Source organism: Shewanella sp. (genome assembly GCF_048265805.1).
Lineage (GTDB): Bacteria > Pseudomonadota > Gammaproteobacteria > Enterobacterales > Shewanellaceae > Shewanella.
The window spans coordinates 119,674-139,555 of the sequence record NZ_JBLXAT010000006.1 but is presented as its reverse complement, the minus strand read 5'-3'; the positions used below and the strand labels follow the sequence as shown (position 1 = coordinate 139,555).

At 47.7% G+C, this 19,882-nt stretch carries 21 protein-coding genes and 1 other annotated feature; of the genes, 4 read left to right on the top strand and 17 right to left on the bottom strand.

Going from position 1 to position 19,882, the window contains the following annotated elements; all coding sequences use genetic code 11:
* Positions 1-335: 335 nt before the first annotated feature.
* Both hpf and ACN0TT_RS06310 read left to right on the top strand, forming a co-directional pair.
* Positions 336-674 carry a ribosome hibernation-promoting factor, HPF/YfiA family gene (gene hpf / locus ACN0TT_RS06315; RefSeq protein ID WP_417761290.1) on the top strand — a complete coding sequence of 113 codons (339 nt, stop codon included), beginning with the start codon at positions 336-338 and terminating at the stop codon, positions 672-674.
* An 88-nt stretch (positions 675-762) separates the two neighbouring features.
* Positions 763-884 (top strand) — a sequence feature (Phe leader region).
* A gap of 35 nt (positions 885-919) precedes the next feature.
* A complete protein-coding gene (locus tag ACN0TT_RS06310; RefSeq protein WP_417761289.1) occupies positions 920-2,854 on the top strand; it encodes a chorismate mutase in 1,935 nt (644 codons plus the stop codon).
* Between the two features lie 115 nt (positions 2,855-2,969).
* On the opposite strand, the gene ACN0TT_RS06305 is transcribed toward ACN0TT_RS06310, so the two are convergent.
* The 8 genes from ACN0TT_RS06305 to ffh all read right to left on the bottom strand — a co-directional run bounded on the left by ACN0TT_RS06305 (position 2,970) and on the right by ffh (position 9,507).
* Positions 2,970-3,305, bottom strand: a complete 336-nt coding sequence (locus ACN0TT_RS06305) for a hypothetical protein (protein ID WP_417761288.1) — start codon at positions 3,303-3,305, stop codon at positions 2,970-2,972.
* 251 nt (positions 3,306-3,556) lie between these two features.
* On the bottom strand, positions 3,557-4,696 hold the full coding sequence (tyrA, locus tag ACN0TT_RS06300) for a bifunctional chorismate mutase/prephenate dehydrogenase (protein ID WP_417761287.1): 1,140 nt from the start codon (positions 4,694-4,696) through the stop codon (positions 3,557-3,559).
* A gap of 14 nt (positions 4,697-4,710) precedes the next feature.
* Positions 4,711-5,799, bottom strand: coding sequence for a 3-deoxy-7-phosphoheptulonate synthase (locus ACN0TT_RS06295; RefSeq protein WP_417761286.1), 1,089 nt, complete (start codon positions 5,797-5,799; stop codon positions 4,711-4,713).
* A 202-nt stretch (positions 5,800-6,001) separates the two neighbouring features.
* The gene (gene rplS, locus ACN0TT_RS06290) at positions 6,002-6,355 is read right to left on the bottom strand and encodes a 50S ribosomal protein L19 (protein ID WP_417761285.1); all 354 of its coding nucleotides are present in this window, start codon (positions 6,353-6,355) and stop codon (positions 6,002-6,004) included.
* A gap of 32 nt (positions 6,356-6,387) precedes the next feature.
* On the bottom strand, positions 6,388-7,131 hold the full coding sequence (gene trmD, locus ACN0TT_RS06285; RefSeq protein ID WP_417761284.1) for a tRNA (guanosine(37)-N1)-methyltransferase TrmD: 744 nt from the start codon (positions 7,129-7,131) through the stop codon (positions 6,388-6,390).
* A gap of 14 nt (positions 7,132-7,145) precedes the next feature.
* On the bottom strand, positions 7,146-7,676 hold the full coding sequence (rimM, locus tag ACN0TT_RS06280) for a ribosome maturation factor RimM (RefSeq protein ID WP_417761349.1): 531 nt from the start codon (positions 7,674-7,676) through the stop codon (positions 7,146-7,148).
* 20 nt (positions 7,677-7,696) lie between these two features.
* The gene (gene rpsP / locus ACN0TT_RS06275) at positions 7,697-7,945 is read right to left on the bottom strand and encodes a 30S ribosomal protein S16 (protein ID WP_417761283.1); all 249 of its coding nucleotides are present in this window, start codon (positions 7,943-7,945) and stop codon (positions 7,697-7,699) included.
* 188 nt (positions 7,946-8,133) lie between these two features.
* A complete protein-coding gene (gene ffh / locus ACN0TT_RS06270; protein WP_417761282.1) occupies positions 8,134-9,507 on the bottom strand; it encodes a signal recognition particle protein in 1,374 nt (457 codons plus the stop codon).
* A 255-nt stretch (positions 9,508-9,762) separates the two neighbouring features.
* Here ffh and ACN0TT_RS06265 point away from each other — a divergent pair, with 255 nt between their 5' ends.
* Positions 9,763-10,551 (top strand): cytochrome C assembly family protein, encoded by a 789-nt coding sequence (locus tag ACN0TT_RS06265; protein ID WP_417761281.1) that lies wholly within the window; start codon positions 9,763-9,765, stop codon positions 10,549-10,551.
* Positions 10,552-10,645: 94 nt separating this feature from the next.
* Positions 10,646-11,920 carry an HlyC/CorC family transporter gene (locus ACN0TT_RS06260; RefSeq protein WP_417761280.1) on the top strand — a complete coding sequence of 425 codons (1,275 nt, stop codon included), beginning with the start codon at positions 10,646-10,648 and terminating at the stop codon, positions 11,918-11,920.
* Between the two features lie 59 nt (positions 11,921-11,979).
* Here the strand turns inward: ACN0TT_RS06260 and acpS are convergent, their stop codons facing one another.
* The 9 genes from acpS to ACN0TT_RS06215 form a co-directional block, all read right to left on the bottom strand.
* The gene (acpS, locus tag ACN0TT_RS06255; RefSeq protein WP_417761279.1) at positions 11,980-12,357 is read right to left on the bottom strand and encodes a holo-ACP synthase; all 378 of its coding nucleotides are present in this window, start codon (positions 12,355-12,357) and stop codon (positions 11,980-11,982) included.
* A 2-nt stretch (positions 12,358-12,359) separates the two neighbouring features.
* Positions 12,360-13,097, bottom strand: coding sequence for a pyridoxine 5'-phosphate synthase (pdxJ, locus tag ACN0TT_RS06250; RefSeq protein ID WP_417761278.1), 738 nt, complete (start codon positions 13,095-13,097; stop codon positions 12,360-12,362).
* A 63-nt stretch (positions 13,098-13,160) separates the two neighbouring features.
* Positions 13,161-13,826, bottom strand: a complete 666-nt coding sequence (recO, locus tag ACN0TT_RS06245; protein ID WP_417761277.1) for a DNA repair protein RecO — start codon at positions 13,824-13,826, stop codon at positions 13,161-13,163.
* A gap of 6 nt (positions 13,827-13,832) precedes the next feature.
* Positions 13,833-14,822 (bottom strand): GTPase Era, encoded by a 990-nt coding sequence (gene era / locus ACN0TT_RS06240; RefSeq protein WP_417761276.1) that lies wholly within the window; start codon positions 14,820-14,822, stop codon positions 13,833-13,835.
* A complete protein-coding gene (gene rnc, locus ACN0TT_RS06235; RefSeq protein ID WP_417761275.1) occupies positions 14,819-15,499 on the bottom strand; it encodes a ribonuclease III in 681 nt (226 codons plus the stop codon). Before rnc ends, era begins: the two co-directional genes overlap by 4 nt.
* Positions 15,499-16,413, bottom strand: a complete 915-nt coding sequence (gene lepB / locus ACN0TT_RS06230) for a signal peptidase I (protein ID WP_417761274.1) — start codon at positions 16,411-16,413, stop codon at positions 15,499-15,501. The genes rnc and lepB overlap by 1 nt, the downstream gene beginning before the upstream one ends.
* A 141-nt stretch (positions 16,414-16,554) precedes the next feature.
* Positions 16,555-18,345 carry a translation elongation factor 4 gene (gene lepA / locus ACN0TT_RS06225; RefSeq protein WP_417761273.1) on the bottom strand — a complete coding sequence of 597 codons (1,791 nt, stop codon included), beginning with the start codon at positions 18,343-18,345 and terminating at the stop codon, positions 16,555-16,557.
* Between the two features lie 110 nt (positions 18,346-18,455).
* Positions 18,456-18,935: a SoxR reducing system RseC family protein gene (locus tag ACN0TT_RS06220; protein ID WP_417761272.1), complete on the bottom strand. Its 480-nt coding sequence runs from the start codon at positions 18,933-18,935 to the stop codon at positions 18,456-18,458.
* 10 nt (positions 18,936-18,945) lie between these two features.
* On the bottom strand, positions 18,946-19,881 hold the full coding sequence (locus ACN0TT_RS06215) for a MucB/RseB C-terminal domain-containing protein (RefSeq protein WP_417761271.1): 936 nt from the start codon (positions 19,879-19,881) through the stop codon (positions 18,946-18,948).
* Position 19,882: the final 1 nt, after the last annotated feature.

Genomic DNA, 19,882 nt, shown 5'->3' with positions numbered 1-19,882 from the left:
TGAATTTCATTACGAAGTGAAGTGACTAAATAGTATGGCCTTATAAAAGGCAGATTAAAATGGGTAAGTAGTGCGCAATCCTGGCAAGATAGATAAGTGATTGATAGTTCAATAACCACCCAATAACTGAGCTATTCAGCCTTGTTATCCACTCAAATATGGCGGGTTATAGCAGCAGTTGCAAGCACTTTTACCTTACTTAATCAAAAGGTGTTTAACAGCTCAAAATTATGAACTAAACGTTCTTAGCAAACGCCTCAAGGTGATTTACATCACAAATTTAGTGTCCATAATTGATACTCTGAAGACGTGGAAACAACAGAGGATTGAACAATATGCTTAAAATCACCAGCAAAGAATTCAATGTCACCGACGCCATCCGCAACCGCATCGAAAGCCGCTTGGAGAAGCTGAATCGCCACGATGTCGACATGATAAATCCCCATATCATCATTATCACTGATGGGCCAATGTTTAAGGTAGAGTCTTCAATTAAGGTCAACAATGGTCAACTGTTTGCACAGGCCAAACATCAGAACTTGTACACGGCCATTAATGCCATGGGTCAGAAGCTGGAGAAACAACTCAATCGCTTGACCCACAAACCCGCTAAACGTACTCCAGTGGCCGTCGTCGCCCCTCCTGAAGATTATTCAGAAGAGTACGCAGCATAGAGCTGTTCGGGCGCATGAATATGCGCCCTTTTGATTTCTGGATAAAATATGATTGACACATTCCCCACTACGCTTTAGTTTGAATGCCCATGAATACCGTACTCTTCTCGTTTTTTACTTTCTTTTTTACACCTCATTGCGGAGGCGGCGGTATCGTGTAAAAACGAAAGTGAAAATTACCAAGCCTCCCAATCGGGAGGCTTTTTTGTATATTGAATAGCATTAGCCAGTACCACGAGGTCAGCATGAAGAAAGCACCACAACTGAACCAACTTAGAGAGCTCATTACCAGTTTAGATAATGAGCTGCTCACACTACTGGCCAAACGTCGTCATCTAAGTATTGAAGTTGCCCGCAGCAAAGAAGCTGATATCCGTCCAATCCGCGATACCCTGAGAGAAAAAGAGCTACTAGCACGTTTGGTTCAACAAGGTCGCGCACAAGGACTAGATGCCCATTACGTACTCAGTCTGTACCACACGATCATTGAAGATTCAGTGCTTAACCAACAGGCTTATCTGCAAGGGCAAGCCAATCCCAATAGTCAAAAGCAGCGGATGGCTGTGGCCTATCTTGGCGCGCGCGGCACTTATTCTTACTTAGCTGCATCACGTTACTGCCAACGTCGCCAAGTAGAAATGCATGACATTGGTTGTTCTAGTTTTGACGAAATTGCCCAAACCGTTGAATCTGGCCACGCCGACTATGGCTTTCTGCCAATTGAAAACACCTCCTCCGGCTCAATTAACGAAGTGTTTGACCTACTGCAACATACCAATCTTGCGATTGTTGGTGAAACCACTATTGATGTCGGCCATTGTTTGCTCGCCAAAGCAGATAGCTTAATGAGCGATATCCAAACGCTGTATGCTCATCCACAACCTATCAGCCAATGCAGCCAATATTTAGCGCGGCATGGCCACTTAAAACTGCAATATTGCTCATCAAGTGCCGAAGCGATGGAGAAAGTGCTGCAAGGTGACCGCTCAGTTGCGGCAATTGGCAGCGCAGAAGGTGGAGCCCTTTATGGGCTAGAAGCCCTAGAGTCAGGCTTAGCTAATCAAAAAGTGAATCGCACTCGGTTTATCGTCGTCGCACGCAAACCCATTGATGTACCAGAGCAAGTTCCAGCCAAAACTACATTAATTATGGCGACAGGCCAGAAACCCGGCGCGTTAGTCGATACGCTGTTGGTATTGAAAGCACACAACATCAATATGAGTAAATTGGAGTCTCGGCCTATCACAGGTACCCCATGGGAAGAGATGTTTTATCTTGATGTTGATGCCAATCTTGCGTCTAGCGGCATGCAGCAAGCGCTAAAAGAACTTGAACGCTCAGCGCGTTTCATCAAAGTGCTCGGCTGTTACGCCAGTGAAACTGTCAAGCCAACACAGCTTGAACATGGTCAACTATTGATTGAGCCGGAAAGCTCAAAATCCACTAAGCAAGCCCCACGTGACGCTCGCCATACCCGTCAGTTCAAACCCAGCAGTACCGAGGTACAGCTGGGTCAAACGCTGATTGGTGAGCAGCACTATGCTGCATTAGCGCAGATGCCGATTGAATGGTTCCACGAAAGTTTTGGCGCCCATGCTACCGCCTTAAAAGAAGCGGGCTTCCAAGCGATGATTGTTACCAATAATGAAGGACAACCCATTGATGAGGCCTTACTGGACAAACTGTGCCAACAGTTAGAACTAGCTGGACTTGAAGCGATTCTGGCTATTGAGCAACCACAAGATCTCAATATCTTGCAGAGTTACGCCAATGCGCTGCTGGTGCCAGGCAAGCAGATGTTTAATAAGATGCTACTCAGCGCGCTAGGTTCATCAAGCTTACCAGTGTTGCTGGAGCGCAATACTATGGCTACCGAAGCAGAATGGCTGGCGAGCGCTGAGACGTTCTTACAGGCAGGCAATCAGCAACTAGTGTTGTGCGAATCAGGTGTACGTAACTTTAATCACCCAGAGGCGTTAGAAGTGGATTTGACCTCGTTAGTCAACGTCCGTGCGACAAGCCATTTACCGGTGATAGTTAACCTGAGCTACGCCAAACATAATGCGGAAGCGATGGCGCTCGCCGCCAGCAAGCTAGGGGCCAGTGGTTTAGTGCTCAATGCATTGGAAGATATTGAAGTGAATCAAACATTGCTCACAGAGCTGTATCAGACAAACTAGTTGCGAGTTGCGAGTTGCGAGTTGCGAGTTGCGAGTTGCGAGTTGCGAGTTGCGAGTCAGCAATTTTAACCTAAAAAACCAGCCGAGGCTGGTTTTTTCTTAGCGATAAATAGACTTAAACCGCAATGCCATCCGCTAAACTGATCCAGCCCTTAAACACCCGATAACTAAACCAGATAACGCCGAGGGCAAATAACGCCATACTCAACCAAGCAATGCTTGTACCGTAACCGATAACAAATAACGCCAACAGACCTAAAATACTGTGCCGTTGCCAACGCAGATGTTGTCCCATCACCGAGTTAGCCTCAAATTGCTTTTGATTGAGATTAATTGCCAAACTGAGCAAAACAGGTAGAAGAAAAAGTGGAAAGGCACACATTAACGCATAAAGGAAATGTCCAATGGAGCGGTCTTCGGCATGAATAGCATGTGAAGTAGTTCCGGTCATTATCATCTCTCCAATCTACTGCAGGACGTAAGATAGTTTACTGCTTTTCTAAACATACGTTGAGAATGAGCGATGTGCAATCATACAATTGAAATAATCTTCAGCTATGAGCAGCCCACACAATGATGACAATCCGTAGCAACTGAGCTCATTAGACCATTTTTCATGCAGCAAGTTCCACTTATCAAAAGTCTATAGCGGGTAACAGGCGGCGGTGTTACGCCGATTGATGCCACACCACCATCTCCCTATTAATGCGATTTTAGATCATTTACCGACTGCAACATCGCCCGGCTTTCATTCCGGAATTGCGGCGCTAGCTCACCAAACCATTGAGATACTCGCTCAAACTCAGCAATAAATCCGGCACGGTCATGCTGCTCAATCAGGGTCAATGCCTTAGTAAAGTTTTCCAAGTAGTGGGAAATCACCCCAAAACTTTCCTTCTGGGCAAAGATGATATCGGCATATAACTCAGGGTTCTGGGCAAATAAACGCCCCACCATTGCCAGTTCTAAACGGTAGATAGGTGAGCTGAATTGCAGCAAGCTGTCCATATCCACACCTTCATTGCAGAGGTTAAAGCCATACACAAATGTACAAAAATGTCGCATCGCCTGCACAAATTGCATCGCTTTATCATGCTGTGGTGCTTCAGCTTCCACCACGCGCGCGCCCCAAATGGTGATCTGTTCTAGCAACCATTGGTAATGTTGTTGACCACGGCCATGACACACCACCACCACTTGCTTCGCTAAACTGCCCACATCAGGACCAAACATAGGATGTAGCCCAACTACAGGCCCTTTATGCGCCGCCATCATCGCCGCCAATGGCGCTGATTTAATTGAGGTCAAATCGGCTAAAATACAATGTTCCGGCAAGGAAGCGAGTTTATCGCGGATCACCTCACAGGTAACAGCAATAGGGACAGATACAATAACCATCCCTGCGCCATCTAGCAGCGCATCGGCTTGCTGCCAATCATCCTTATCTAACGACACCACTTGGTAACCAGACAAATTGAGCATCTGACCAAACAGCTTACCCAGTTGCCCTTCACCACCGATAATGACCACTTTGCCGAGATCTTCGCGCACTTGCTTGAAGCCAACATCCTTTTCATTGAGATAAGACTCGCGCATTAGCCGCCGCAGCACATCTTCGATCAATTGCGGCTGAATACCAATCGCACTAGCTTCAGCACGACGCTTCGCTAACATGGCGGCTTCTCGTTCTGGTGCATAAATGGGCAAGCCTGCACCATGTTTGACCGCACCAACTTGGGCAACCAGATCCAATCTTTTACGCAACAAATGCAATAATTGCTGGTCAACACCATCAATAAGATCACGCAGCTGTTCCAGCTCTTCAGTGGTCTTCTCTGCCATTAGCGATTCCTTTTTCATGCTGTTTTATTCTTATTATCAAAGCGTTGAGAAATAACTTCCGCTAACTGACTCGCTCCGCGGCGCAGTAGATTTTCTGTGGTTACCCAGTCAATACACGCGTCGGTCACCGATACGCCATAGCGCAACTCACTCAGCGGAAGGCTCACACTTTGATTGCCGTCAAACAGATGACTTTCCAACATTATGCCAATTATTGAAGTATTGCCTGAATTAATCTGCTCAAACACATCTTGGCACACCAGTGGCTGCCGATGATGGTCTTTACTCGAGTTACCGTGGCTGCAATCAATCACTAATCGCGCCGTTAATCCAGCGTTGTGTAGTTGCTCGGCGCTGAGCGCCACACTATCAGCATCGTAGTTAGGTGTAGCACCGCCACGCAAGATGACATGCCCATCAGGGTTGCCTAAGGTTTGCAGCAGAGCCACTTGGCCAGCTTGATTGATCCCCATAAAACGGTGTTGGCTCGCCGCTGACTTAAGGGCGTTGATAGCCACATTGATGCTGCCATCCGTGCCATTCTTGAAGCCCACTGGCATAGAGAGACCAGATGCCAACTCACGGTGAGTTTGCGATTCGGTGGTGCGTGCGCCAATAGCCGACCAGCTAATCAATTCGGCAATGTACTGGGGGCTAATCGGGTCGAGCGCTTCGGTGGCGACCGGCAGCTCAATTTCGGCGAGGAATAGCATCAGTTCGCGCGCCATAAGTAGCCCTTTCTCAAGGTCGAAAGATTCATCCATGTCAGGGTCGTTAATCAGCCCTTTCCAACCGACGGTGGTGCGTGGCTTTTCAAAGTAGACCCGCATAACGATATAAAACTGGTCTTGCAGCTCATCATGGAGCTTTTTCAGCTTCAGCGCATACTCTTTGGCCGACGCGATATCATGAATCGAACATGGCCCGGTAATCACCAGCAAGCGGTTATCTCGTTTATGCACAATATCGGAGATAGTCTGGCGCGCCTGTAAAATAAACTGGTGCCCACGTTCCGATAGTGGCAATTGTTGCTTAAGCGCCTCAGGGGTTACCAACACTTTTTCCGCATGAATACGAATGTCTTCTAGATGATTTTTCTGCATGACCCTTTCCAATACTGACTGATAAGCAATACGCGCCTTAATGTATTGCTGTAATGCTACACCATTACAATAAGGATCAGTTTGCCTAGGTTTGCAGGTAAGATCAAGACAATTTTCACACGGAAATGTGGCAACGCTAGAAAAACAAAAACCCGCCATAAAGGCGGGCTTTGTGCGAACACTGCGTCTAATGGATAGCGGCTTACTTAGTAGCCAGCTTTTCACGGATACGTGCAGATTTACCTGAACGTTCGCGCAGATAGTACAGCTTAGCGCGACGAACACGACCACGACGTTTAACTTCGATGCTAGAAACCAGAGGACTATGAGTCTGGAATACACGCTCTACACCTTCGCCGTTAGAAATCTTACGAACGGTGAATGCAGAGTGCAGACCACGGTTACGTTTAGCGATAACTACGCCTTCGAAAGCCTGCAGACGTTCTTTTTCGCCTTCTTTAACACGTACTTGCACAACAACGGTGTCACCAGCGCCGAATGCAGGTACATCTTGTTTCATTTGCTCGTCGTTGAGCATTTTAATGATGTTGTTCATGAATTTCTCCAACTAGAAATAACTGAGCTTGACTACGCTTCGGATTGCTTTTCAATCTGTTGCGCTAATAACGTCTTTTGTTCGTCAGTCAGAGCTAGATTTTCAAATAATTCTGGTCGTCGCTGCAAAGTTCTTAACAAACTCTGTTGCATACGCCAGCGTTCAATTTCTTTGTGGTTGCCACTAAGTAGCACCGCTGGAACATCTTTACCATCAAGTGATTCTGGTCGAGTGTAGTGCGGACAATCCAATAAGCCATCAGAGAAGGAATCCTGCTCTGCTGACGCTTGTTTCCCCAACACGCCTGGTACCAAACGCGATACCGCGTCAATCAGCGTCATCGCGGGTAATTCGCCTCCGGAGAGCACGTAATCACCAATGGACCATTCCTCGTCAATCTCGCTCTGAATAATGCGTTCATCGATACCCTCGTAGCGACCACACACTAGAATCAGTTTCGAGTTGCTTGCCAGTTCAGCGACACCTTGCTGTGTCAGCTTGCGTCCCTGAGGTGACAAGTAAATCACTTTTGCCTCATCGCCTGCGGCAGCTTTCGCTGCATGAATCGCATCGCGAAGGGGCTGAACCATCATCAACATTCCCGGACCACCGCCATAAGGACGATCATCTACGGTTTGGTGCCGATCATGGGTGAAGTCGCGTGGACTCCACGTATTCAATTCCAACAGGCCGTTTTTCACGGCGCGACCCGTTACCCCAAAGTCTGTAACCGCTCGAAACATCTCAGGAAACAGGGTAATTACCCCTAACCACATAGCTGTTCCTCGACTTAGAAGTCTGGATCCCAATCCACTTGGATCTGTTTTGCCGAAACATCCACCGATTTGATGAACTGTTCGGTGACAAAGGGAATTAAACGTTCCACTTTGCCAAAACTATCTCTGGCATTAGCTTTCACTTGCAGAACGTCGTTAGAACCGGTTTCAAGCACCTGCTCAACTACACCCATGTGATAGCCTTTTAAGTTAGTGACTTCGCAACCGATGAGATCACGCCAATAGAATTCATTCTCTGGCAACGCTTTCATTTGGTCAGGCGCAATACCGATTTCGCAATGCGTGAGTACTTGAGCCTGTTCGCGATTTTCTAAGCCATCGAGCAACGCAACCACAGATTTACCGTGCCAGCGCCACTTAACTAACTTAACTTCTACCCATTCCCCTTGACGATTTAATAGCCAAGGCGAATAGTCAAATATACCTTCAACAGATTCGGTATATGAGGTGATTTTCACCCATCCTTTGACACCATACGGTGCGCCAATCTTGCCCAATACTACGGGTTCTGGGTTACTGCTCATCATCTATACCTATTGACCAATTAAGCAGCTTTGTTAGCTTCTTTGATCAGTGACGCAACGCGGTCACTAGTAGTCGCACCAGTTGCGACCCAGTGTTGAACACGTTCCAGATCAACACGCAGAGTTTCTTCTTGACCACGAGCTTGTGGGTTGAAGAAACCTACACGTTCAATGAAACGACCGTTACGAGCGTTACGGCTGTCTGCAACAACGATGTTGTAAAATGGGCGCTTTTTAGAGCCGCCGCGAGATAAACGAATGGTAACCATGCGTTCTAGTTCCTCTATTGATTTGCTTACTAGCAAAATAAAAACTGGAACTCCGTGTTCGCGAAGAGTCCCAGATTGAAAGCCGAGGAATTTTACCTAAGTTTTGGCTGAATGCAACCCGATAGCCTAGGAAATTCCGAGTATTTAAGTATAAGCAACAGCCCGCAATGCGGGCTGTTTTTACGTTTTTAGCGGCCGGGGAATTTCATTCCCGGCGGCATCATGCCGCCTAAACCGCGCATCATCTTCGACATACCGCCTTTAGATGACATCTTTTTCATCATCTTTTGCATCTGAGTAAACTGCTTCAATAAGCGGTTTACATCTTGAATTTGTGTGCCTGAACCCGCGGCAATACGGCGTTTACGCGAGCCTTTAATCAGGTCTGGGTTACGGCGTTCCTTCTGCGTCATGGAGTTGATAATGGCTTCAAGTTGACCCGTCATCTTGCCACCTTGCAGCTGCGCCATGGCATCTGGTGGTAACTTACCGAGGCCTGGCATCTTCTCTATCATGCTCATCATGCCGCCCATGTTTTTCATCTGTTGTAACTGATCACGAAAATCTTCCAGATCAAAGTTACCGCCAGATTTCACCTTAGACGCCAGTTTTAACGCTTTGTCTTTATCGACACCGCGTTCAACTTGTTCAATCAGCGACAGTACGTCTCCCATTCCCAAAATACGTGAGGCAATACGGTCTGGATGGAATGGCTCAAGAGCATCGGTCTTCTCCCCCACACCCAAGAATTTAATCGGCTTGCCCGTAATATGACGGATAGACAGAGCCGCACCACCGCGCGCATCACCGTCCACTTTGGTGAGGATAACCCCCGTCAGTGGCAACGCGTCGTTAAATGCTTTCGCAGTATTTGCCGCATCTTGACCGGTCATGGCATCAACCACAAACAGCGTTTCAATCGGTTTAACTGCTGCATGCAACGCTTTGATTTCGTCCATCATCGCTTCGTCGACGTGCAGACGACCAGCGGTATCGACAATAACTACATCAATAAATCTGCGTTTTGCGTGGTCAATCGCTGCGTTAGCGATATCAACGGGCTTTTGACTCACATCAGATGGGAAGAAATCCACTTCCACTTCTTGCGCCAAAGTTTCCAACTGTTTAATCGCCGCGGGGCGATAAACGTCAGCGCTGACGACCAGTACCGACTTTTTGTCACGCTCACGCAGGAATTTAGCTAGCTTGGCAACACTGGTCGTTTTGCCCGCACCTTGCAGACCCGCCATCATTAATACGGCTGGCGGCTGAGCGGCGAGATTAAGCTGTTCGTTGGCCTCGCCCATCGCCTTTTCAAGTTCGCTTTGGACGATTTTGATAAACACCTGACCAGGCGTCAGACTTTTGGTGACTTCCTGTCCGACAGCGCGTTCTTTAACGCTGTTAACGAACTCTCTCACCACTGGTAATGCGACGTCGGCTTCCAGCAGTGCCATACGCACTTCTCTGAGCGTGTCTTTGACGTTGTCTTCAGTCAGTCGGCCTCGACCACTGATGTTTTTCAGTGTCCGCGATAAGCGGTCGGAGAGATTTTCAAACATACGGCGTTCTTCATGTTGATTCAGATACAGTTCTGGTCGCTATTATATAGAGGCGCGAGTAATATGCCACTATCGAGGCCACGAGTTTGTCCTCGGTGGAACTATTTACATCGTTTTACTATTAATAATGCAACCGACCGCTGATTTTGTTGTCTGTATCACTGCCCAATAGCGGTAAGCTCATGTTATTCTAAATAACGCAACATGTTTATGTCCGCACCAGCACCACTTACAATAAGGATAGGTTAACGTCTGATGGTCATATTTTCTGCCGTTGCTATGGTCTTCTACGGCATAGCGCTGATTTTGGTGACAAGCCGTCTTTTTCACCCAGAAGGTCCCAATCGCAAGGCTGTAGCACTACTCGCCGCGGTTGGCGTGATATTTCATGCAGTGGCCTTATATCAATCCATATTCACGGGTAACGGGCAAAACTTTAGTCTGACCATTGTGATTTCATTGGTATGTTGGATTATTGCGCTCACCTTCACTATTGTGATGCAGCACATCAAAGTGATTGTACTGGTTCCCGTGGTATATGCCTGTTCAATGATATCGGTAGCCTTATTGTGGTTAGTGCCACCGCAGTATATTCGTCACTTTGAACATAACCCTGAAGTGTTAGTGCACGTGGTGTTAGCCTTGATGGCCTACAGCACTATGGTGATTGCAACACTTTACGCGGTTCAACTGTGGTTTATTCAAAATCGTCTAAAAACCAAGCAACTGAAAGTCTCTTCTGTATTACCGCCATTAATGACAGTTGAGCGTCAACTGTATCACTTGGTGATTATCGGCGTGATTCTGCTGAGCTTATCGCTCGCTACGGGCTTTATCTTTATGGATGGTCTATTCACCGGCCCTCAAGGACACAAAGCCGTACTATCTAGCATCGCATGGTTTGTTTACATTGCCATGTTGTGGCAGCAATATACTAAAGGCGTACGTATTAGAACCGCCGTTATCTATACCATCAGTGGCGCATTTCTTCTGTCACTCTCCTACTTTGGAGCGCGTATCGTTAAGGAATTAATCCTCAATTAGTTCTTTAAAAGTGTCAAGGCAGTAGTTAACTGCCTTGACACCGTTTATCAATCTCGGTAATTACTAAACCTACTATTTCCTACGGAGCCATTTCTTGGACGACATATCGACCGGCGCGCTAGTTTTTTTCTTGCTGCTGCTTATTCTTATATCCGCTTACTTTTCTGGTTCAGAAACGGCCATGATGACCCTGAACCGCTACCGTTTACGCCATCTAGCCAGCAACGGCAACAAAGCAGCAGAACGCGCACAAAAACTGTTAGACCGTCCAGACAAACTCATCGGCGTCATTCTCATAGGCAACAACTTAGTCAATATTCTCGCAGCGCAGATTGCCACGATTATTGGCTTGCGTTTGTATGGTGACTTCGGCATCGCCATTGCCACTGGCGTACTAACACTGCTCGTATTAGTGTTTGCCGAAGTTACGCCAAAAACCTTAGCGGCACTTCACCCTGAACCGATCGCCTTTCCATCCAGCCTGCTGCTGAAATGGTTGCTGTTCATTCTCTCGCCAGTGGTTAAGGTGATGAACTTCTTCACCTCAAGCATTTTGCGCCTCATTGGCATTCGCTCAGTGAAAACGAGTGATGCGTTGAGCCAAGAAGAGCTACGCACCGTGGTGCACGAAGCTGGGGCGCTGATCCCTCGTCGCCACCAAGAGATGCTGTTATCAATTTTGGACTTGGGTAATGTCGCCGTTGAAGACATCATGGTGCCGCGCAATGAATTGTTCGCTATCAACGTCAATGACGATTTCAAGAGTATCAATAAGCAACTCATCAACAGCCCGTATACACGGGTATTGCTGTATCGCGATACCATTGATGATGCTGTGGGCTTCGTGCATATGCGTGATGCGCTGCGCTTACAATCGAAAGAACAATTTACCAAGTCTTCGCTGCTGCGTGCGGTCAAAGAGCTCTACTTTATACCTGAAGGCACTCCGCTGAACGTGCAACTGGCGAACTTCCAAAAGAACAAAGAACACATTGGTCTGGTCGTTGACGAGTACGGCGACATTCAAGGGTTGGTGACATTAGAAGATATTTTGGAAGAGATTGTTGGTGACTTCACCACCACCATGATTGATGCACCAAGCGATGACATTACGCCGCAAACTGACGGCACCTTAGTGATTGATGCGACCATCAACATTCGTGATCTCAACAAAGAGATGGGCTGGGATTTTCCTACCGATGGTCCTAAAACGCTCAATGGCTTAATTTTAGAGTATTTGGAAGATATTCCATCATCCAATACCTGCCTACGTTTAGCAGGCTATCCCATCGAAATTATTGAGGTGTCGGATAACATGGTGAAAAACGTGCGGGTGATGCCTGAATTTTATGATGCCAGCATCCGCTAGGGGATTGATGTAAAAAGAAGGCTTGCAATCGCAAGCCTTCTTTTTTGGTAGCGTCACCACTAAGACGCTTCAATAATGACAGTTGCCACCGCATAATGCTTCTCGTCACTGAGCGACACCCACAGTTTGCTGTTGGCTGGCAGCCGCGCTAACGCGGGTTCAAAAAGTTGCAGCTGTGGCGCGCCAAATTCATTATTGCTCACTTCAAAATGCTGGAACGACACGCCACGGCCGATGCCGGTGCCTAGCGCTTTAGAAGCCGCTTCTTTTACCGCGAAACGTTTGGCCAAGTAACGTGCCGGGAAGCCGTGCTCGGCAAACGTCTGCTGTTCTGCCTCGGTAAGCACTCGCTTTGCTAAGCGAGCTAGCGCGTTAGCCGCCATCTGCTCAAACCGCGCGAGTTCAACAATGTCGGTACCCAGCCCAATAATTGCCATGATTACTCGCCTCGGCGGCCTTCCAACATCAGTTGCTTCATATCAGCAACAGCTTTCGCCAAACCATCGATAGCGGCTCGGCCAATAATCGCATGCCCAATATTCAGTTCGTACAGTTCAGGAATAGCGGCAATAGGCTTAACGTTGTGATAATGCAGACCGTGCCCAGCGTTGACCACTAATCCTTGTTGATGCGCATAAGTTGCCATTGTGGCAATACGTTGCAGCTCTTTAGCGGCGTCTTTGTCATTGGTTGCATCGGCATAATGGCCGGTGTGGATCTCAATAACCGGTGCCCCGACTTTCACGGCGGCGTCAATTTGAGTTTTGTCAGCATCAATAAACAGCGACACTTTAATGCCAACGGCGGTGAGGCGCTTAACCGCATCGGTCATTTTATCCAACTGCCCTGCCACATCCAAACCGCCTTCGGTAGTCAACTCAGCGCGCTTTTCTGGCACCAAACAGCAATAGGCTGGTTTTACTTCGCAAGCGATATTGAGCATCTCTTCGGTCACGGCCATTTCAAGATTCATGCGCGTCTTGATGGTCTTTGCCAGCACATACACATCGCGGTCAGTGATATGACGGCGGTCTTCTCTTAAATGAAGAGTGATCCCTTCAGCGCCAGCATGTTCAGCCACAGCGGCTGCGTGCACTGGATCAGGATAGTTAGTGCCACGCGCTTGCCGCAAAGTGGCGATATGATCGATATTGACCCCAAGCAAAATCCGGCTCATTGTTTACGATTCCTCTTCTAATCATAGCGATACGGCCTATGCCCTATCTTCAATACAGTTAGTTTACCGCTTTCTGCCCGCAAAAAGCTGGCGGCTTAGTAACGGTTTATCCCCTAGCAGCGGCGCGAGTAAATTCCGGGTTAAGTGTTTAGCGGCGGCAAAGTCCTCAGCCACTAATGCTTCGGTAGCTAAGCGCTGCAACATGGCGCCTTGGTAGCGCCCCTCTCCGGGTAAAAAACCCGCCTCGGTAAGATAACGATATGAAATATCTGCCGACAGGGTGTCCCCAGTGGCATCGTGGCTCAGTGACGGCATGCAGCCCAGTTCGTGCATTAAGTTCACTTCAAAATAACGGAGACTGGCTTCATCAAAAGCCCTAGCAAGCTGTAACAGTGTGCGGTGATAAGGCAGAAACAAACTCTCGCCAGTTTGATGCACACTTAAGGTACGCATTAGCAATTCGTTCAGATACATGCCTGCATATAAAGCGTCCCCAGACAGTGGCACTGCTGGGGACGCGCTTTCAATTTGGTACATGCTACGCAGTTCGCTGCGTCCTGATAATTCGAACAGCAACGGCTGAAACGGTTGAAGGATACTCTTGAGTGAACGTTTACCTGAGCCCACTCTTGCGACGGCATCGACGCGGCCAATCTTGTCGACCAGTAAGCGCACTAACAAGCTACTTTCGCGATAGGCGCTGGTATGGAGCAGATAGCCGCGCTGCATAGGCTGTTAGTCTTCGCCGTATCCTAAGCTGCGCAGGGCACGCTCATCATCAGCCCAACCTGATTTCACTTTCACCCAGACTTCAAGGAACACTTTGTTATCAAACAAACGTTCCATATCCATACGAGCTTCAGTGGCAATGGTACGAATTCGCTCACCTTTCTTGCCAATAACCATACGCTTTTGGCCTTCACGTTCTACCAGAATCAAGGCGTTGATCTGGTATACGCCGTTTTCCATCATTTTAAACTGTTCGATTTCAACGGTAGCGTCATAAGGCAACTCATCACCCAGAAAGCGCATCAGCTTTTCACGGACAATTTCAGACGCCATAAAGCGTTGGGAACGGTCAGTGATGTAATCTTCAGGGAAGAAGTGCACGCTTTCAGGCAGACAATCTTTAGCCATTTCTAGCAGCTTGCTGACGTTGGTACCAGTTTTAGCAGAAATAGGTACGATGTCGTCAAAGGCAAATTTCTGTTGCAAGGTTTCCAGATGTGGAAACAGTGCTTCTTTGTCTTTGATGAAGTCAACTTTATTCACTGCCAATACGGTTTTACGCTCATCTGCACCACGGCGCAGCTTGTTGAGCACCATTTCATCGTCAGCAGTCCACGCTAAACCGTCAACCACAAAAATCACCATGCACACATCACCAATAGAGCTGGCGGCGGCACGGTTCATCAAACGGTTAATGGCGCGTTTTTCTTCCATATGCAAGCCGGGCGTGTCGATAAAGACGATTTGTGAAGCGCCGTCAGTGTGAATGCCCATAATACGGTGACGGGTAGTTTGTGGTTTACGCGAGGTAATACTCACCTTCTGCCCCAGCAAACGGTTGATCAACGTTGACTTGCCCACATTAGGACGGCCAACAATGGCCACCATACCGCAGTAGGTCACGTCGTATTTTGGGGCTTCATCGGATGAATTTAGCTTAGCTAACAGATCATCTAATGACGGCTCGTTTTCTGGCACGTCTGGGGTGCGACTCATTTTTTCAATAACTCCAGCGCTTGCGCGGCAGCTTGTTGTTCCGCTTTTCGACGAGAGCTGCCAACGCCAGTAACAGCGTCGTTGAGCCCTTCAATACGGCATTCTACGGTGAAACGTTGGTTATGCGCTTCACCTTCAATAGAAACCACTTCATATTCAGGCAGCGGCTTCTTATCCCCTTGCAGGTACTCCTGCAATTGGGTCTTAGCATCTTTCTGGCTCAAGCCAGGCTTAATCTCTTGCAGTCGTTGTTGATACCACCCCAGCAACAGGGCGCGGACAGTTTCCAACTCACTATCAAGATAGATAGCACCAATAATGGCTTCAACGGCATCAGCAAGAATCGATTCACGACGGAAACCACCACTTTTCAATTCGCCTGGGCCTAAGGTTAAATAATCGCCCAGTTGAAACTCTTTAGCGATTTTCGCCAAAGTATCACCACGAACCAAGGTCGCGCGCATACGGCTTAAATCGCCTTCGGTTACCTTGGGAAACTGATGGTACAACGCATCAGAGATGATGATAGATAAAATCGAATCACCTAGAAATTCTAGACGCTCGTTGTGATGATTGGCTGCGCTGCGATGAGTCAGCGCTTGCAACAGCAGTGACTCATCTTGAAAACTATAGCCTAACGTACGGCACAAACGACCGATGTTCTTAATCGGTTCCATTACTTCAAACCACCTATACGGTCAAATCTCACTCCACTCGGCACCCAATGTGGTAGGAAATCGTCCGGTTTACGATCAAATTCAAAACTAATCCAAATGCATACCGCGCGACCGACTAAGTTAGCTTCAGGTACAAAGCCCCAGAAACGACTATCGGTACTGTTATCGCGGTTATCACCCATGGCGAAATACATGCCGTCCGGCACAAGGTATTCGCCTTCAGCGGTACCAGGTTGCTGGTAATAATATGCGGTTGGTTCTGGGCGCAGAGGATTGATCAATATATCATGATTCACTTCGCCAAGCTGTTCATGATAACGCAACAATGGCACACCATCTTGCAGGAAGTCACCACGACTCACTTCAGTATGGCTAATCTGCTCAGGTTGTGGGCATGGGGTTTGCTCATGGCAAGCCTGTTGAATATACAACTGCTTGTTACGGTAAATAATCCTGTCACCCGGCAAACCGACCACACGCTTGATATAGTCGACGGTTTCATCCTTTGGATATTTGAAAACGAAGATATCACCACGTTGTGGTTCACCTGTATCGACTAACTTTGTACGCCATACAGGGTCTTTGATGCCGTACGCGAATTTCTCTACCAGAATAAAATCGCCCACTAATAACGTTGGCATCATTGAACCAGACGGGATCTGGAACGGTTCCCATAAAAATGAACGCAGAATGGTGACAAATGCAATCACTGGGAAGATCGACTTAGCCGTTTCTACAAAGCCAGGCTCTCGTAGAATCGTCGCTTGTGCTTCCTCGGTTAGCTGCTGCGTTTTGGCTTGTGCCACCGCTAAGCGCGCTTTACGCTTTGGCGCCCACAACCAAGCATCTAGTGCCCAGATAACACCAGAAATAAGCGTAACAATGACGAGGAACGTCGAAAAATAGGCTGCCATAAATTAAAAAGTCTCCTGCCTTAATGGGGCTCAGCCTTTTCATTCACTTTGGTTAATCGCTCGCGTAACCCATTGAGCAAACTAACCAAAGCGCCGCAGAAAGCGGCGCAATGAAAAGAAGTGAATATTACAACAAATCCATTACTCGTTAAGTTTTAGCACCGCCAGGAAGGCTTCCTGTGGTACTTCTACGTTGCCGAGTTGCTTCATGCGTTTCTTACCTTCTTTCTGCTTCTGCAACAGTTTCTTCTTACGCGATACGTCACCACCATAACATTTGGCGGTAACGTCTTTACGCAGTGCTTTCACTGTCGAGCGAGCAACAACCTGACTGCCGATGGCCGCTTGAATAGCAATATCAAACATCTGCCGAGGGATCAGCTCTTTCATTTTGTCAACCAATGCCAAACCACGGTAACGCACATTTTCACGGTGTAGAATCATGGCCAGCGCATCAACTCGATCACCGTTGATCAACACATCAAGACGCACCATATCCGCAGCTTGGAAGTAAACAAAGTTATATTCCAATGACGCGTAACCACGGCTGGTCGATTTCAAGCGGTCGAAGAAATCCATCACCACTTCTGCTGCTGGCAAGTGGTACGTCAACGCCACTTGGTTACCGTGATAAACCATGTTTTTCTGCACGCCGCGTTTTTCAACGCAAAGCGTAATCACGTTACCTAGGTAATCCTTCGGCACCAGAATGTTAGCTTCAACAATCGGTTCTCGGATCTCTTCAATATTGCTCAGCGGCGGCAACTCTGAAGGGTTATCCACGTAGACCACATCGCCGTTGGTGAGTTCCACTTCATACTCTACCGTTGGTGCGGTGGTGATCAGATCGAGATTATATTCACGCTCCAAGCGCTCTTGAATAATCTCCATGTGCAACAGGCCGAGGTAACCGATACGGAAACCGAAGCCCAGCGCAGAGGAAGTTTCTGGCTCAAACTGCAATGAAGCATCATTGAGACTCAGCTTGTTTAAGGCATCACGGAAGCTTTCATAATCATCAGTGCTGATAGTAAATACCCCGGCATACACCTGAGGTTTTACTTTTTTAAACCCTGGCAACGGTTTTTCTGCACCATTTTTTGCCAAGGTTAAGGTGTCACCCACAGGTGCCCCGTGAATCTCTTTAATCCCCGCGACCACAAAACCTACTTCACCGGTCTTCAATTCCGCTTTGTCGGTTTGTTTTGGTGAGAAAATACCAACGCGATCAGCGTTATGGGTTTGACCGGTCGACATCACTTTAAACTTGTCGCCTTTACGCAAAATGCCGTTTTTAATACGTACTAACGAGACAACACCAAGGTATGAGTCAAACCATGAGTCAATAATCAGTGCTTGCAAAGGTGCGTCAGGATCGCCCTTTGGTGGCGGAATTTGTGCCACGATAGTTTCCAGCACATCATCAACACCAAGACCCGTTTTAGCGGAACAACGCACCGCATTTTTTGCTTCAATGCCAACAATGTCTTCAATTTCGGCGATAACGCGTTCTGGTTCAGCTTGAGGTAAGTCGATTTTGTTAAGAACAGGTACTACGTCCATGTCCATATCCAACGCTGTGTAACAGTTGGCAAGCGTTTGCGCTTCTACCCCTTGTCCAGCATCGACCACTAGCAGTGCACCTTCACAGGCCGCTAAAGAGCGTGACACTTCATACGAAAAGTCCACGTGGCCAGGGGTATCAATGAAGTTCAACTGATAGGTTTCACCATCTTTGGCTTTATAATCCAAGGTCACACTTTGCGCTTTAATGGTAATACCACGTTCGCGCTCAAGATCCATAGAGTCAAGCACTTGAGCCGCCATTTCACGGTCGGTCAAGCCGCCGCAAACTTGGATCAGTCGATCTGACAAGGTCGATTTACCATGGTCAATGTGCGCAATAATTGAGAAGTTTCGAATATTTTTCATTATGCTTCTGGAAAAACTCTACTGAGACTGGGGTTCTAAAAGTGCGGAATTGTACCTGATTGCCGCACTTTTACCAATTAGATTAGTAGGAGAGGAAAAACTAGTTAGACTTAACACTGGCAATGAGAAGGCTCACTCACCAATGGGGTGCCAAGGTTGGCTAAAATCACAGGTTGGGCGTCATGCTCCATCGCGACAGCACGCGCTTTACCCAAGCGCCATGCGGCGAGCGCAGCTAACACGCCCCAGATGGCACTACTAGCGTCGGCATTGATGTCTAAAGCAGTGGCTAACATGCTGCCAACCATACCGCCAATGAACAAGCCCAACAATGGCAATAGATACACTAATGCGGCAGCTTTAAGCACTACACTTTCAGGTAGTCCCAGCTTTAACAATGTGCCGGGTGAATAGGCTTGAGTTGCAGGGAGGGAAAACTGCTGGACGCGCGCACTAAACGCTTTTGAGATCGCTGATGTGCCACATGATTCACTTTGTGAACAATGACTGCACGCGCTTTTCATCTCAACTTCAACGGTTACCCAACCATCGCTATCCGCTTTAATGACTTTACCGACCTGCTCCATCATAACGAAGCCCTCACTTTAACTTGATGCCTTCAGCGATACGTTCTAATGCAGCTTTAGGCACCTTACCAATGGCAACCACTTCAACTTGTTTGCCAACATCGCGCGTCACCATCGCAATACCGTTGCGAGTAATGAGTTCTTCAGGCAAGGAAGTATCACCTTTTCGAGCAACATACACCGATATATTGCTTAACCCATCAGTTAAGGCGACATATTCCACCGCTTGACTGCTATTAAACAACCTATGGTAGTCGCGTACAATCACTTTAAAGCCGGCGGGTAACCAATCAAACTGCCAATTTTGACCATCTTGGCGCTCAGATGGACTCATCGCCGCTGGCCAAGGTTGTTTATAGGCATCTTCAATCAATGATGGCGGTTCATCAAACGTAAACAGTTCAATAGCCAATACTTGCTCAAGCAGTTTATTGTCTTGGGTAACGACGTCATAACGCAGTGGTAAATAGGTCTCCATATCCACCCAAACTGCCGCTTCATAGCGATAATCATCCCGCGGCATAAAACGTATCATCTGCCCAACACGGCCTGCCAAACGGGTCCGACCACCTAAAACAAACTGGTATCCCGCTTCAAGCTCGTCAATATTGCCGGCCAGCGCCTCAGGTAATACGCCAGGGATGCGCTTGGCTCGAATGCTATAAGCTTGCTGCCCATGTTCTAGATAAGTCACCGTATTCGCTACGCGCACAGCGTTCTTTTTCGGGCCATTCAGGTGTTCGAGAAAAGCAACCTCAGTGTCATCAACTACGCCATGCATATAGATAATCGGCCGAATTTCATCAGCTTGTAGCTGAATCACTGAAAGTTTGAACTGTTTTTGATGCAAAGCCTGACTCATATTCTCGAGCCAGGCTTTTGCGGTAAGCTGATCCTGCGCAAGCGCAGGAAAAACTAAAAAGATAAAGGAGAGGATTACAGCACGCAAA